Origin of the sequence: Microtetraspora malaysiensis (assembly GCF_050947145.1) — a bacterium.
Taxonomy (GTDB): domain Bacteria; phylum Actinomycetota; class Actinomycetes; order Streptosporangiales; family Streptosporangiaceae; genus Microtetraspora_A; species Microtetraspora_A malaysiensis.
The window spans coordinates 689423-703418 of record NZ_CP191998.1 but is presented as its reverse complement, the minus strand read 5'-3'; the positions used below and the strand labels follow the sequence as shown (position 1 = coordinate 703418).

The following is a 13996-nucleotide window of genomic DNA, read 5'->3' as shown; positions in this document are numbered from 1 at the left end:
CAACGGAAAGGGCTGGGCCTTGCACACCGACATCGAGGCTCACTATGCGGACTTGATCGAGCACGCCGATCTCATGGGCGAGCTGTGCATGACATGGTGCCGGGCAGCCTCGGCCGACCAGGTGATTCACGCTCTCGACGTCGACGTGCTCGATGTCACCATGAGCGATCTGCAAGGCCTGATCAATGAGTCGTACGAGGACCTTGAGGAGGGCAGGCTGCCAAGGTTCCTGCTGTTGGCCGAGGAACCACCCTGGTTCCTCGCGGTGGAGTACAGCGTCGATCGGGCTCTCGGGGCGCTTGAGCGACTCTCCTCCGACGGCGAGGCCATATGCCTGACAGGCAGTCAGATGCTCTATCGGGGCAGGTTGTACTACGCCCGCGGGGGCCGCAGGCTGTGCATGTTCAACTACGGCGACGACACCTGGGGCGACACGGCCTCCATTGAGAAGCACCTCGACGGCCTGTTCAATTTGCATGAGAGATATGCCGACGTCGAGAGAGGCCTAGTGCCAGGGGAGCAGACTCTGAACGACTGGCGCATCCATGCCTTCGTCCTGATGGAGCGGATCACCGGAATCCGCCTGTCGTTCGAATTGCTGGAACAGGGGAACGCGCTCTACCGCTTCTGGGGGTGGGGTGACCCACCCCACGGATCAAACAATGGCCCACAACCGTAGACCTCTCGGTCGACCAGGGTCGTGGTCGTTCACCAGCGTGTAGCGCATCCTCCGGACGAGCCGGGGCGACGGCGAGGAGGTGCGGCCGCGCGCTACCGGCCTCCATACCTGCTGAGCCGTCCGCCGCGGGAGCCGCGAACGACGAGACCGCGGAACCACCAGGCCCGACCATAGGGCCGTGCGGAACACCGGGCCCCGCACCACAGGGCCCCACCCGAGCCGCCGCGCCACCCCCGGCGCGATGGCTCGCCCCGTGATTGAGGTCGCCAACATGAAATTCCTCGCAGCCCTGAGAACTCAGCGGGAGTTCCTCGCTGTCCTGAGGCTCGACGACGCGTCCGCTCACCCGCACCTGGCCGGTCAGCATCGCCGCCCACAGGAGCCATGCCTGCTGTACGGGCGTCCGCAGAACCCCTGCCGCCATCTCGCGCGCGGATCGGTCGGATCGGTCACGTCCCGTTGAGGGTGAGTCGGCGTTCTTGCCCAGACGGCTCGATACGCACGGGTGCGCCGTCCTCGGTCGGGCTGGCTTCGCTCACCTTGACGACCTGTTCCGGATCTTCGAGAAGGCGTCCAGCGCTGTTTCGTCGGCGTCGTCCAGGGTGTGCAGGTACTTCTCGGTGGTGGCGATCGAAGCGTGGCCGAGCCGTTCCTTGACCACCTGGAGGTCCGCGCCGCCGGCCAGCAGCCATGAAGCATGTGCGTGCCGCATGTCATGGATTCGGACGTTGATCCCCAGGTCGGCTTCCTTCAGTGCGGGCTTCCAGATCTGTCGCCGGAACCAGTCAGCCGGGATGTGGCCGTCGGTCTCCCGCAGCCGCGGTTCACGCGGGCTGTCCTTACCTGAGGACCGCCGGCCCGCACGGTAGAGCGCGAACGCCGCGCGGCAGTGCTCACAACGGCACTTGCCGGCGGTGTAGGCACTGAGCGTGCCATGCCGGTAGCTCCGCCCCTTCTCGTTCGGCTCGGTGAGGCCCAGTTCTACAGGATCGGATGCGAGCCTGAGCTTCGGCTTGTCCCTCGGCTCGTGCCGCCAGACGAAGAGGAGGTCGTCCGACCCGAGCTTCTCCGCCTCGATGTGTGCCTCAATCTTCGCTGCGATCTGAGCGGTGAGCTTGAAGCGCCGGAACTCCTTGTCCTTCGGGTAGTCCTTCGCGATGAACCGTTCACCGTTGGGATGGAACTTCGGGTTCACCTCGACGACAGCGCGCGACACGGTGAGGATCCTCGACCGGAGCACCAGATCCTTGGCCCGCAGTTCGGTCAGCTCACCCCATCGCAAGCCGGTCTCGATCGCGGTCTCCACCAGGAGTTGAGCGTCGGCGTCGGGGAGCGCTCGGTACAGCAGGTCGAACTGCTCGGGCGTGATGATCGTGCGCGGCTTCCGGGGAACGGTGGGCGTCTTCACACCTCGGCACGGGTGGAGATAGGTCACCTGGTCGTTAAGCGCGGTCGTGAAGATCGCGCTGAGCAGGACCTTGGCGTACTTGATGGTCGCCGGGCTGACGCCGTTCTTCTTCATGGTGGCGACCCACGCGCGCACGTGCTCGGGAAGGATGTCGATCATCCGCATGGCCCCGAACTCGGGGATCAGATGCCGGTGGATCGTATACGTGTAGCTCTGCCGGGTGGTCGCCTCGATCTCGTGATTGGGCAGCCAGGTGTCAAGGACATACCGCTCGAAGGTCTGTCGCCCGCGCCGCGGATCTCCTACCCGCCCCTGCGCGACCAGCGCCTCGGCGTCGCGCCACGCCTTGTCCGCCTCCTTCTTGCTGGAGAACGTGCCGGCGGACTTCTCCACGCCCTTGAGGTCCCAGTAGTAGGCGGTGTACCGGGGCTTGCCGTCCCTGCCGGTCCGCTTCCGCGAGTACCCCACTCGCCGATCACCTCCTTGATCGTTTGACCGTCGTTTGACCGTGAGACCCGCTGTCATCGATGGGTACCCTTGGTCACTAGTGGGCACCAAGAACGGTCATCTACCTGGGATTATACGGATCGTCGATCACTCGACCAGGGGCTGCTATGAACGCCTCATACCCGTTCGGGACGAAGAGGCCGTGGGTTCAAATCCCGCCACCCCGACCCAGAAGTACCAGCTGAGAGGCCGGTTCCGATCATCGGAACCGGCCTTCTGCATTACCTGAGTGACTACGGCTTCAGAGGGTACGGATCTTCCAACCGAGGCCACTCCCAGTGGAACCACTCTCGCAGCAGAGTCTCGCGCAGGGCGTTGATGGCCTCAGGCGTCCGGCCACGTAGACCGACGGTACCCCCGCCGGGTTCCCCGGCAAGCCGTTCCCCTCTCTGAACCGACGCTTCACGCGGCCTTGGCCAGGGTGGATCGGTCCTCACTGGGTGCGCGTCCGGCGGGCATCGCGGGTGCAGTGATGGCTCCTTGGCCGTCGTGGCGTGGCCACAGAAGAAGGGCTCCGGCCGCTCCCGCCCCGGCGAGGACCGCGAGGACGGACCAGGCGAGGGTGAAGCCGACGGTCGTGCCGAGCCATCCCGCGATGGGGTAGGTGATCAGCCAGGCCAAGTGTGACAGGGAGAACTGGGCCGCGAACACCTCGGGAATCGCGTTCCGTCCGGCGGAGGCGCGCAGGACCTTGCCGGTCGGGGTGATGATCAACGCCATGCCCACGCCGATCACGGTCCAGGTGATCGCCGTACCCGTCCAGGTGGTGAGGCCGGCCGCGACGAGCGTGACCGCGGCCGTCGTGCCACCGACCAGTACGCCGGCGCCGGTCATCATGACGGTGCGGGCGGCGATCCGGTCGAGTAGGCGGGGCAGCACGAGGGCGGCCAGGAGGGTTCCGGTGCCGGAGGCGGCGAGCATCCAGGCGACGTCCGACTGCGAGCCTCCGAGTTCGTCACGGACGTAGTTCACGGTGTTGACGACGACGATCGAGCCTGCGGCCGCGACCACGAGGTTGAGCGCCATGATGCCGCGCAGCCGCGGCGTGGTGAGGAAGGTCCTGATGCCTGCTGCCGCCTTGTCCCAGGCCTTGGTGTGGGTGCTGGGGCGGGCGTCGGGGATGCGGGTCGACAGGACGAGCAGGGCGGAGACGAGGAATCCGGCGGAGGTGCCCAGGAACAGGCGGTCAAAGGTCATGAACGTCAGGGCGACGGCGGCCAGCACGGGGCTGAGCAGGCTCTCCATGGTGGAGGCGACCTGGGAGGCGGACAGCGCACGCGTGTAGGCGGACTCGTCGGTGACGATGTCGGGGATGACCGCCTGGAACGTCGGGGTGAACGCTGCCGAGCCGGCCTGGAGCAGGCCGATCAGGACGTAGACGTGCCAGACCTCGCTGACCAGCGGCAGTGCGAGGACCACCGCGCCGCGGATCACGTCGAGGAGGACGAGGAGGGCTCTTCTGGGGAGCCGGTCGATGTACGCGGCGGCCAGAGGGGCGATGGCCACGTACATGACCATCTTGATGGTCAGGGCGGTGCCGAGGACCGTCCCGGCGCGGGGGCCGGCGAGGTCGTAGGCGAGCAGCCCGAGGGCCACTGTGGTCAGCCCGGTGCCGAAGAGGGCGATGACCTGGGCGCCGAACAGGTGGCGGTAGTCGCGGATGGCGAACAGTCGCATGACAGGTTCCTTCCGTGTCCATGCGGCGGGGCGCGGCCCCGGGGCGGAGACCGTGCCCCGCGAGTACAGGCAGGGGTGTTTTCGCTACGCACCGGTGTCGCTCCCCGCTGTGAGTCCGGCGAGGAGGTTGAAGACGCCGGTGAGGATGTTCAGTGCGCCGACGCCGACGACATCGGCGATCGCGCGGTCGCTGCAGCCGTGCGCGCGCAGGGCGCGGGCGGCGCTGGCGTGGGTGTCGAGGCAGAGCCCGCAGCCCTGCTGTACCTGGACGGCGATCGAGATCCGTTCGCTGATTCCGCGGTCGAGTTCGGCGCGGCCCATGGCCCGGCTGAGCTGGAGGTAGCCGCCCATTACGGCCGGCGAGTGGGCCATCGCGGAGACCATGTCGCCGATCTGGCCATGGCGGGAGACCAGGTCGGCGAGGAGGTCGCGCGAGGCGCCGACCGCCGTATCGGGCGTGAGGGTGGAGAGGCGGGGCATTCCTTGTGCTCCTTCCGTTGGAGGGGGCGGGGGTGTTCGCTCGCGCGGTCAGTGGTGTGCGTGGGCGCTGTGGTGCTGGTGGCCGTGGTGGTGGCTGCCGTGTTCGGGTGCGGCGTTCGGCCGGGGCGCGGTCGCGGTCGTGTGCACCGTGAACTCGGCGGTCCGCACGATGCCGTCGTGCTGGAAGTCCAGGTACAGGCGGTAGGTGCCGGCCGAGGGTGCGACGGCCATGAAGGAGATCTCGGGTCCCGGTGCGGTGGTGCCGTCGCCGGGGGCGCCCTCCGGGTGGACGTGGAGGTAGCCCAGGTCGCCGACGCGCAGGGCCACCAGGTGTCCGTAGGCGGCCAGGTAGGGCTGGAGGTCGGTGACGGGGTGGCCGTTCCGGCTGACGGTGAGGGTCAGTTCGCTCGCCTCGCCCGGCCGGAGCCCGCCGTCGAGCGTGACGGTGTAGTCGCCGATCTGTGCGATCCCGGTGGCCTCCGGGAACGGGCGCGGGTCGTAGGCGCCGGCGACCGCGACGTCGGCCCCCAGCGTCAGGGTTCCGGTGTGGCTCGCCGGGTGGATGTCGGTGAAGAACCTCCAGTCGCCCGGCTCCAGCGTTAGCTCGGTGGTCCAGACGCCCTTCTCGTCCCTCACCGGGTGCACGTGCTGGAACCCGGCCGTGTCCCGTCGTACGGCGATGAAGTGCAGTTCCTTCTCGTGCTCGGGCACGAACTCGGTCACGGGCTGGCCGTCGGGGCCGGTCACGCGGAAAGTGATCGTCTGCGGGCCGGCGCCGAGGATCGTCGCATCGAGCTCAAGGGTGTATCCGCTCTCGGAGACCGACAGCCCACCGGGCCGGGCTCCGCCGTGGGCGGCGTGGTCAGCGTGGGTCGTGTGGTCGTGGCCGGCGTGGTTCGTCATGACAACTCCCTGGGCTCTGATGTGTCTGCTGGCGCCGCCCGTTCGGGCGACGATCAGAACCATATACCCCTTGGGGGTATATGGGAGCCCTCATGGACGAAATCTCGCGAGGGGCTTGAGAGGGGCGGGTCACGCGCAGTCGCCACGATGCCCCCGTGACGCCGGGGTACGGCCGTCACGCTGGACCGGTCGGCGGAGGCACCGACACGAGCGAGCGGAACGACGCTCTGACTACTCCTGGGAGCCATCTGGGAGCCGACCCGCTCCCCGAACCCTCGCCACACCGCGCAAACCCCATCGAGACCACGCCTCCGACCAGGGCAAACATCATCCGCGCAGGCGAGGCTGGTACCCGAACCTCATCCGTTGACAGAGGCCGTGGGTTCAAAGCCCGCCACCCCGACCCGATAGATGCAGGCCAAGGGCCTGATCGCTGGAGACAGCGGCCAGGCCCTTGATCGTTTAACCGTCATTTGACCGTCGGTCTGAACTGAGCCTCGCCTTCCCCTGGCGTCTATTCCGGCGTGAGCACCAGAACAGCATGAGAGAAGTCCGCTTTCACCAGACGCAGCCGGATTTTGTTGATGCGGCCTGGCGTGCCTGTGGTCAGTGACATTTCTCCCTCATCACGACAGCGCCCGTCGGTGCAGGACCCTTGGACGCTGGTGTTCTCTCCTTCGACGCTCAGCCCGCCCGATGTGCCTTCGATTCGAAGCCTGACCTCATCAGCGCTCACGGATTTGATGGTGATCGTATTCACGCCGAACCGACTGTCGATCTCCAGCCGATCACCCGGCCGGACCTCTACTTCACAGTCCGCCTTCGCACACGCCGCAAGGTCGGTCCTATGGGATGCCACAGGCCGACTTGGGGAGACCCGAGGCGGACTAAGGGAGACCAGGGATGGGCTGGGGGAGACCGGGGATGGGCTGGGGGTCGACGTCAGGCCGCTCGACACGGCGCCGCCACGCTGAGTCGGCGCTCCACCATGATCGCAGCCGGTGAGGAGCACGGCCATCCCGACAGCGGCAAAACCGACGCGGCCGAAAAGGTTGCACGGGACAGATCTGATCCGCATGGCGTCCTCTCATAATTCGCAAATCGGAATCCGCTCACGCGAGGATCAATGATAATTCGGCAGTCAGCACCTCGACGGCGCTGTCCTGAATCGTCGCCTGAGCGAATGTCACGGATGCATTATTTCCCACCTCAGCGCCGGATCCATTCTTCCCCACATCCGACGGCCACATCGGATACGCATTCAAGCGGTCCGAGGTCACATTTTTCCGATAACGTGAATAATGCGCCAATTCGGCGGCAATTCTGAAATCGGCCTGCGGCGGCCGGCCGGGACAACAGGCTCGTCGACCGGTTCGACGAGCACGCCTCAGAGCTGTGGACCGATGGCCGAAGCATGTGGACCTCGGCGTCCAACGGGGCGAGTCCTGGGATCTCGCGCGCCGCGCCGCACCGACAGCCACGAGAGCTACGGGGACCAGGGAGGCGATGAGGACCGCGTGCGCCCCATGCAGGCACCCTTCATCCGGTGCGGGCTACGGATCATCGCGTGCCTACCGGGAGTTGGCGCGAGACGCCGGCGGCCCGCAACTCCTTCAGATCGGGTATTTGGGTGTAGAGCGTGCCGAGGGAGGCACCGAGCAGTTTGCCGATGGACGTGATCGAGTACTCGGGGTTGGGCAGCATGTCGCGGGCAGCACGCAGGATGTCGGGTGACGATGGTGGTGTCCTATTGGCCCGTCTGGCTCCGGCCCCGGCCGTTGCCCGACATGTCCCGACCACCACTTCGCGACCGCGAATGCGGTCACGACCCTCGCGGGTCGCGTCCATACCCGTCGCCATGGACGCGAACCGACTTCAAATCACCGCCCGCGCCCACCCCGAGAACCTTCATGAGGTCGGCGGTGCTGACACCGTAGAGGTCGCCGATGCGGATTGGTGCGAACGGAAAACTCGCCGTCACGGGCGAGTCGGTACGCCTTGGACCGGCCGATGCCGAGGGCACGGGCAGCGGTCATCAGACCAATAGTGGGCGGCAGGTCCCGCAGGTCGCGGGACGGTCATCGGCTTCATGCAATGCCTCCCGACGCCGCTCCCGCCTCGCGGATTCTCGCGACAGCAAGCCGGATAAACGGCTCGTTCAGCTCGATACCGGGGAACTCGAGGCGGAGCCGCCCGAGCGGATCGCACCCTCACCGGGCGCGGGCTCGGTGTCAGTCGTCGATCGCCTGGTAGAGGGTGGTCCAGAAGTCGTGGATGAGCCGCGCCGAATCCGGGGTGGACATACCGACCTGGGTGAGCAGGATTCCGGTGAGCTGCTTGTCCGGGTCGGCGTAGGTCGAGGTACCGGTTCCGCCGTCCCAGCCGAACTGGCCGATGGAGGCGTAGTCGCCGCGGTAGGTGCGCACCGCCATCCCGAAGCCCCAGCCGCCGTGCTGCCCTTGGCCGAAGGACGCATGGACGTTGTCGCGGGCCATGGCGGTTCGGGCGGCCGTCTGCTCGGGCGTCAGCCGGTGGGTGGTCATCAGCTCGACGGCGGGCCGGGACAGGATCCGTTCGCCGCCGTGCTTGCCGTGGTTGAGCAGCATCTGGAAGTAGGCGTGGTAGTCGTCGACGGTGGAGACCAGCCCGCCACCGCCGCCCTGGAAGGCCGGAGGCCGGCTGTGGCGTCCCCCCTCGGCCTCGTCCCACATGATGAGCTCTCCGGCCTGCGGGTCGGGGACGTAGCTCGGCGGCAGCCGGTCGATCTTGTCGGCGGGTACGTGGAAACCGGTGTCCTTCATGCCCAGGGGGTCGAAGACGCGTTCGCGCAGGAACGTCTCGAACGGCTGGCCCGTGACCCTGGCGACGAGCACACCGAGTAGATCGTTGCTGATGTGGTACTGCCAGCGCTCTCCGGGCTGGTGCATCAGCGGAAGCGTGCCCAGGCGGCGCATCCACTCGTCCGGCTCGGGCATCGGCTCGGGCAGATTGGGCGTGAGCCCTTGCTCGAAGACCGCGTTCATGATCGGGGTGCCCAGCGAGGTCATGTCCATGCCGAGCCCGAACGTGGAGGTCAACAGGTCCCGCACGGTGATCGGCCGCCGCGCCGGCACGGTGTCCTCCAGCGGGCCGTCGATCCGCTTCAGCACCCGCCGGTCGGCCAGTTCCGGCAGCCACGGCTCTACCACGTCGTCCAGCCGCAGCCGGCACTCATCCAGCAGGACCATCGCCGCCGCGACCGTGACCGGCTTGGATGTGGAGGCCATCCGGAAGATCGTGTCCCGGCGCATCGGCGCGCCACCGTCATGGCGCATCGTCCCGATCACCTCGACATGCGTCTCCTCGCCCCGGCCGACCAGGGCGACAAGCCCGGGGATCTTCCCGGAATCGACATGCCGTGCCAGCACCTCACGCAACCTGCGCAGCCCTGCTGCGGAGAAGCCGCTGTCGCCGGTCCTCATCATCAATCTCCTTAAATACAGTGTTCGATCTTGCGAGACCCACCCCGGCGCGTCGCCCATGGGCTTCCATGAGCGGCGCACGAGGGTCGGGGGTGAGCTCGGCGCGGCCCGGTTCGCGGCCGGCCCGGTTCGCGGCCCCGAGGCCGCAAGCGCTGGACCGTTCATGGCGTTCACCATCGCCGATCGCTCTGATATCGGGCTGTTGCCGTTCTGACGCCGCCACTGACCTGCGGCGGGACGTAGCCGGCCGGGCATGACCCCGTGGCCGCGTAGTGCGGACCGTCGATGCAAGTGGTGCTCGGCCCCGGACACTGCGGGTCGACGGGGAGCTAGAGGCTGCTGGCGGAGATGTCGCCGTTGGAGGTGGTGGCGTGGATCTCGAGTTCGGCGGTGCCATCGTTCTTGAGGGCGTTGGTGATGCGGCCGTGGGTGGTGCCGGCGTCCAGGGAGGCCGAGACGCCCGCGGCGGCGCCGACCGAAATGTCGCCGGACTGCGTGCGGAGCACGAGCTTGCCGCCCGTGGCCTCGGCGATCCGGATGTCGCCCCTTGCGGTGCTGATCTCCGCGGGGCCGCCCAGGCGGCCGACCTCGACGTCGCCGTCGGTCGCGGTGAGGCGGAGGCTCGCGGCCTCGTCGATCTTGATCTGGCGGTATGCGCCTTCGAAGGCGACGTCGCCGAGGCGGCCGACGGTCCGGAGTTCGGCGCTGGCCGTCTTGGCCTCGACCCGGGAGCCGGCGGGCAGCTTGACCGTCACCTCGATGGCCCCAGTCGGACCGAGGTACTGGTGCTTCATCGAGGTCTCGATCCGCAGGACGCCGTCGGCGTATTCGACCGTGGTCTGCTCGGCCGCCTTCACGTCGCGGCCCTTGGAGGGGCTGGCGGGCAGGACCTCGACGGTGGTGTCGGCCCGGTCGGCGGCGATGAACTGAACGCGTCCGGCGGGGATGTCCAGGACGGCGGAGATCAGGGCGGGGGTGTCGAACTTCTGCATCGTGTGCTCCTTGTGCTGCGGTGCTTCCGACATCGCAAACGCTACGTTGCTTTCCAAAGTCATGCAACATCAACGTTGCGTCGAATCAACATTTATGCAGGTAGATGCCAGGAAACTGTTGCAACGGTCTTCGAGATTAACGCAATGACCACCGCTCGATCATTGCAATGCATTGAAGATGAACGCTATGATGGAGGCGTCAGGGAACATCGAGCACCATGGAGCACCCGTGGGGCATGAAGGGGGTCGTGATGCCGGGAGGCAGGCTCACCCAGCAGGAGCGCCAGCAGATCGCGGTGGGGCTGGCCGACGGCCTGGCCTACGCCGAGATCGCCCGCCGCCTCGACCGTCCGACCTCCACGATCACGCGTGAGGTGACGCGGAACGGCGGCCCCACCGGCTACCGCGCCGATCTGGCCCACCGTGCCACCCAGCAGCGCACCCACCGGCGCAGGCAGGCCGCGCCCCAGGGGTCGCAGGCGTCCCCGCAGCCCCACGGACGCGACGCCGAGGCCGTGCACGACTACCAGGAGACGCTCACCACCGTCTTCATGACCTCGGGCCTGCCCAAGATGATGGCCCGGGTTCTGGCCTGCCTCTACACCATCGACACCGGCAGCCTCACCGCCTCCGAACTCGCCCGGCGCCTCCAGGTCAGTCCGGCGTCCATCTCCAAAGCGATCACGTTCCTCGAGAGCATGGACCTCATCCGCCGGGAGCGCGACGAACGCCGCCGCGAGCGCTACGTCGTCGACGACGACCTCTGGTACCAGTCGATGATCCGCAGCGCGCGGTCCAACGACCAGGTCGTCGAGGCCGCACGGCAGGGCGTCGGCGTCCTCGGTCCCGGCACCCCGGCCGCCACCCGCCTGGAGAACGTCGCCCGCTTCCTCGACTTCGTCAGCGAGAGCCTCATCCGCGCCGCGGAGCAGGCCCGCGAGGTCCTCTACACCAGAACCGGAACGACCTCGGACGGCACCGCCAAGCCGAGTTCGGATCACGGACCGACAGCCGTCCCGACGGCCACAGCATGAGGTGCTCGGCGCGCAGAACGCGCACTGGGCGGCGGAGGGGCCGGCACCGGCGAAATCTCCATGCGCATGGCCGCCGACGCGGGCGCCCAGCTCGTTGAGATGGGCCATTCCGAACGGCGGGAGCAGTTCGGGGAGACCGATGAAACGGTGGCGCGCAAAGCCCGGGCGGCGGTCGATCACGGCCTGACGCCACTGATCTGTGTCGGAGAGCCGGGGGCGGTACGCGCGGCCGGTGACGCGGAGCGGTTCGTCACCACGCAGGTGCGGGCGGCGCTGTCCCGTCTCCACCCGGACGAGATAAGTCAGACGTTGATCGCGTACGAGCCGGTGTGGGCGATCGGGCTCGCCGGCACCCCGGCGACCCCGGAACAGGTCGCACCGGTGATGGGCCGAATCACCGAGGAGGCCCATCTGCTCGGCGCCGGGGCCGGCTGCCGGGCCGTGCTGTACGGGGGCGGCGTCGACGCCGCCAATGCCGCCACGCTGTTGCGCGAGACGCCGGCCGACGGCCTCTTCGTCGGGCGGGCCGCGTGGAGTGTGGACGGGTTGCTGCGGTTGCTGGCGATCGGCCGCCGATACGTCGAGGCCGTACCGGCTGTCAGCTCTCACACTGTCTGATCCACCCGAGGGCGCCTTCAACCTCTTGGTGGGCTTGGAGCCCGCGGAGCAGCCCGCATAGAACGTCGAACGCCGCGCCGGATGAGAGCTCAGGGCCGAAGCTCAGCCCTGAGCTCCGCCGTACGGTCGAACCTCGGAACCAGAAGCTCCGGCGAACGCCGGTTGGGCGCTCAACCTCCGAGTGCGGTGAAGTCGTCCGCTGTCAGGCGGATGCGTCCGGCGTCCATGTTCTCCTCCAGGTGGCCGAGAGAACCCGTGCCGGGGATGGCCAGCATCACGGGCGAGCTCGCCAGCAGCCACGCGAGCGCGACCTGGGCGGTCGACGCCCCATGCCGGGCCGTGACCGCCGCCATCGCGGTCGCGTCGATCGGACGGTGTCCGCCACCGAGCGGGAAGAAGGGCACGAAGGCGATCCCGTCCTTCTCACACTGCGCCAGCAGCTCGGCGTCACCCCGGTCCTGTACGTGGAAGCTGTTCTGCACGGCCGCCACCGGGGCGATCGCCCGCGCCTCGGCCAGCTGCGCGGCGTCGACGTTGCTGACGCCCAGGTGCCGGATCAGCCCCTCCTCGCGCAGTTCGGCGAGTGCCGCGAACCGGTCGGAGATCGACTCGCCGCCCGGGCCGCTCATGCCGCCGACCCGCAGGTACACGAGGTCGAGCCGGTCGACGCCGAGGCTGCGCAGGTTGTCCTCCACCAGGCCGCGCAACTGGGCCGGGCCCGCCTCGCCGCTCGGAACGCCGCTGGAGTCGAGCAACGGCCCGACCTTCGTCGCGATCACGAGGTCGTCTCCATGGGGGGCGAGCGCCATGCGGATCAGCTCGTTCGCCACCACCCCCGGCCTTCGGTAGAACCACGCCGTGTCGATGTGGTTCACCCCGAGCTCGACCGCGCGGCGCAGTACGGCGATGCCCGTCTCGGGGTCGCGAGCGGGTCCCTGGAAGGTACCGGTCGGGAGCCGCATGGCGCCGAACCCGAGCCGGTGGACCGGAAGGTCTCCGCCAAGAACGAATTCGCCGGTGAGCGCGGCCGGGGTTACCGAGTCTGGGTGCGTGTTCGTCGTCATGCCGGTCAGCCTCGCGCAGATGAGAGGGCGGGCCAACGCGATGGCAACAAGCTGCCATCGCCCCATAGGCGGCCATAATGGGCGGGTGACAGCCGATCAGGTCATCACCGTCCACGGTGACACGGAACTCATCGCCCGGGCCGGTCACCTCTTCGCCGGTACCCAGCGCGAGTTCGTGTGCGCGGCCCGCGATCTCGACACGTGGTCCCAGCCTGAGGCACGGCAGGCGATCAGCCGGCGGATGCGCGGGGCGGACACGTCCGGCATCACGGTCGACAAGCTCGTCAGCCCGGTCGCCCTGGCCGACGAGGCCGCACGGTCGCACCTCCGCGAGGTCGCGGCCAGGGGCGCGCGGGTGCGGATCAGCTCCGCACCGCTGCCACACGAGACGATCATCATCGACCGCCGGGTGATGATCCTCGCCGGACGCGGGGCGCCGGGCATGCGCGAGTTCACCGTGACCACCTCGCCCGTCCTGGTCGACGGGGTGTACTCCCTGTTCCGTGCGGCCTGGGAGACCGCCACCGATCTGGCCGCCTATCTCCGCGGTGACGTGCCGCACCTCGACGCCGACAGCCGGGCCGTCCTCCGCGCTCTCGGCGCGGGATACACCGACGAGAGCGCGGCGAGACAGCTCGGCCTCTCGTTGCGCACCTACCGGAGACGCGTCGCCGAGCTCATGACCACGCTGGAGGCCGATTCCCGGTTCCAGGCCGGGGTGCGCGCGGGCGAGCTCGGCCTCACCGGGTAACCGGCCCGGGTCAGGTCTTCCTGGCGCGTGGCCGGCGCAGCAGCAGAAAGGCCCCGACCAGGAGGAGCAGCCCGATCCCGGCACCGGTGCCACCGATGATCAGATATTCGGAATCGATGGGTGGATGCGTGATCGGCGAGTCGGCCGGCCCGTGCCCGAAGTACTTCTCCCCCTTGTACGGCACGGCCCGGACGGCGGACTTCCCCGCCGCCCCGGCGGCCACGACCGCCGCCGCCGCCGCGTTCACCTGCCCGTAGCCCACCAAGACGTTCCAGCCGCCGCCGGATGCGTGGCGGTCCGCGTCAGAATGTCCCGCACCTGGCCGGGGCTGAGCGCGAGCACACCGCCGCCGCCCAGCAGCACGAGGAGTCCGACTCCGGCCGCCAGGGTCCCGCCCACTATCCGCCCCGCGCCGCGCCGCG

Annotated in this window: 14 protein-coding genes; 4 read left to right on the top strand and 10 right to left on the bottom strand. The window is 68.4% G+C overall.

Going from position 1 to position 13996, the window contains the following annotated elements; genetic code table 11:
• Window positions 1-19 precede the first annotated feature (19 nt).
• Window positions 20-679, top strand: a complete 660-nt coding sequence (locus tag ACQP1V_RS03510; RefSeq protein WP_433418733.1) for a DUF6461 domain-containing protein — start codon at window positions 20-22, stop codon at window positions 677-679.
• Window positions 680-1214: 535 nt separating this feature from the next.
• Here ACQP1V_RS03510 and ACQP1V_RS03505 read toward each other — a convergent pair.
• From ACQP1V_RS03505 to ACQP1V_RS03470, 8 genes are all read right to left on the bottom strand, one after another.
• Window positions 1215-2555: a tyrosine-type recombinase/integrase gene (locus tag ACQP1V_RS03505; RefSeq protein WP_433418732.1), complete on the bottom strand. Its 1341-nt coding sequence runs from the start codon at window positions 2553-2555 to the stop codon at window positions 1215-1217.
• Window positions 2556-2996: 441 nt separating this feature from the next.
• Window positions 2997-4271, bottom strand: coding sequence for an MFS transporter (locus ACQP1V_RS03500; protein WP_433418730.1), 1275 nt, complete (start codon window positions 4269-4271; stop codon window positions 2997-2999).
• Between the two features lie 84 nt (window positions 4272-4355).
• Window positions 4356-4751 (bottom strand): carboxymuconolactone decarboxylase family protein, encoded by a 396-nt coding sequence (locus tag ACQP1V_RS03495; RefSeq protein WP_433418728.1) that lies wholly within the window; start codon window positions 4749-4751, stop codon window positions 4356-4358.
• 48 nt (window positions 4752-4799) lie between these two features.
• Complete coding sequence (locus tag ACQP1V_RS03490) at window positions 4800-5654, bottom strand: hypothetical protein (RefSeq protein WP_433418727.1); 855 nt, start codon at window positions 5652-5654, stop codon at window positions 4800-4802.
• Between the two features lie 514 nt (window positions 5655-6168).
• Complete coding sequence (locus ACQP1V_RS03485; RefSeq protein ID WP_433418725.1) at window positions 6169-6414, bottom strand: hypothetical protein; 246 nt, start codon at window positions 6412-6414, stop codon at window positions 6169-6171.
• An 800-nt stretch (window positions 6415-7214) separates the two neighbouring features.
• A complete protein-coding gene (locus ACQP1V_RS03480; RefSeq protein ID WP_433418724.1) occupies window positions 7215-7502 on the bottom strand; it encodes a hypothetical protein in 288 nt (95 codons plus the stop codon).
• A 383-nt stretch (window positions 7503-7885) separates the two neighbouring features.
• The gene (locus ACQP1V_RS03475; RefSeq protein ID WP_433418723.1) at window positions 7886-9115 is read right to left on the bottom strand and encodes a serine hydrolase domain-containing protein; all 1230 of its coding nucleotides are present in this window, start codon (window positions 9113-9115) and stop codon (window positions 7886-7888) included.
• Between the two features lie 329 nt (window positions 9116-9444).
• Window positions 9445-10107 (bottom strand): DUF4097 family beta strand repeat-containing protein, encoded by a 663-nt coding sequence (locus ACQP1V_RS03470; protein WP_433418721.1) that lies wholly within the window; start codon window positions 10105-10107, stop codon window positions 9445-9447.
• A 251-nt stretch (window positions 10108-10358) separates the two neighbouring features.
• Between ACQP1V_RS03470 and ACQP1V_RS03465 the strand changes: the two genes are divergently transcribed.
• A complete protein-coding gene (locus ACQP1V_RS03465) occupies window positions 10359-11141 on the top strand; it encodes a GbsR/MarR family transcriptional regulator (RefSeq protein WP_387416108.1) in 783 nt (260 codons plus the stop codon).
• 24 nt (window positions 11142-11165) lie between these two features.
• Entirely contained in the window at window positions 11166-11759 is a 594-nt protein-coding gene (locus ACQP1V_RS03460; RefSeq protein WP_433425741.1) for a triose-phosphate isomerase family protein, read from the top strand.
• A 170-nt stretch (window positions 11760-11929) separates the two neighbouring features.
• Here ACQP1V_RS03460 and ACQP1V_RS03455 read toward each other — a convergent pair whose 3' ends face one another.
• The gene (locus tag ACQP1V_RS03455) at window positions 11930-12823 is read right to left on the bottom strand and encodes an oxidoreductase (RefSeq protein WP_433418719.1); all 894 of its coding nucleotides are present in this window, start codon (window positions 12821-12823) and stop codon (window positions 11930-11932) included.
• An 85-nt stretch (window positions 12824-12908) separates the two neighbouring features.
• Between ACQP1V_RS03455 and ACQP1V_RS03450 the strand changes: the two genes are divergently transcribed.
• Window positions 12909-13574 (top strand): DNA-binding response regulator, encoded by a 666-nt coding sequence (locus tag ACQP1V_RS03450; RefSeq protein WP_433418717.1) that lies wholly within the window; start codon window positions 12909-12911, stop codon window positions 13572-13574.
• 10 nt (window positions 13575-13584) lie between these two features.
• Here the strand turns inward: ACQP1V_RS03450 and ACQP1V_RS03445 are convergent, their stop codons facing one another.
• The gene (locus ACQP1V_RS03445; RefSeq protein ID WP_433418715.1) at window positions 13585-13836 is read right to left on the bottom strand and encodes a hypothetical protein; all 252 of its coding nucleotides are present in this window, start codon (window positions 13834-13836) and stop codon (window positions 13585-13587) included.
• Window positions 13837-13996 lie beyond the last annotated feature (160 nt).

Coding starts and splice junctions, on each gene's coding strand:
- ACQP1V_RS03490 (WP_433418727.1), bottom strand. CDS start 5,654: ATGACGAACCACGCCGGCCACGACCACACGACCCACGCTGACCACGCC.
- ACQP1V_RS03455 (WP_433418719.1), bottom strand. CDS start 12,823: ATGACGACGAACACGCACCCAGACTCGGTAACCCCGGCCGCGCTCACC.
- ACQP1V_RS03480 (WP_433418724.1), bottom strand. CDS start 7,502: ATGGACGCGACCCGCGAGGGTCGTGACCGCATTCGCGGTCGCGAAGTG.
- ACQP1V_RS03500 (WP_433418730.1), bottom strand. CDS start 4,271: ATGCGACTGTTCGCCATCCGCGACTACCGCCACCTGTTCGGCGCCCAG.
- ACQP1V_RS03465 (WP_387416108.1), top strand. CDS start 10,359: ATGCCGGGAGGCAGGCTCACCCAGCAGGAGCGCCAGCAGATCGCGGTG.
- ACQP1V_RS03495 (WP_433418728.1), bottom strand. CDS start 4,751: ATGCCCCGCCTCTCCACCCTCACGCCCGATACGGCGGTCGGCGCCTCG.
- ACQP1V_RS03475 (WP_433418723.1), bottom strand. CDS start 9,115: ATGAGGACCGGCGACAGCGGCTTCTCCGCAGCAGGGCTGCGCAGGTTG.
- ACQP1V_RS03470 (WP_433418721.1), bottom strand. CDS start 10,107: ATGCAGAAGTTCGACACCCCCGCCCTGATCTCCGCCGTCCTGGACATC.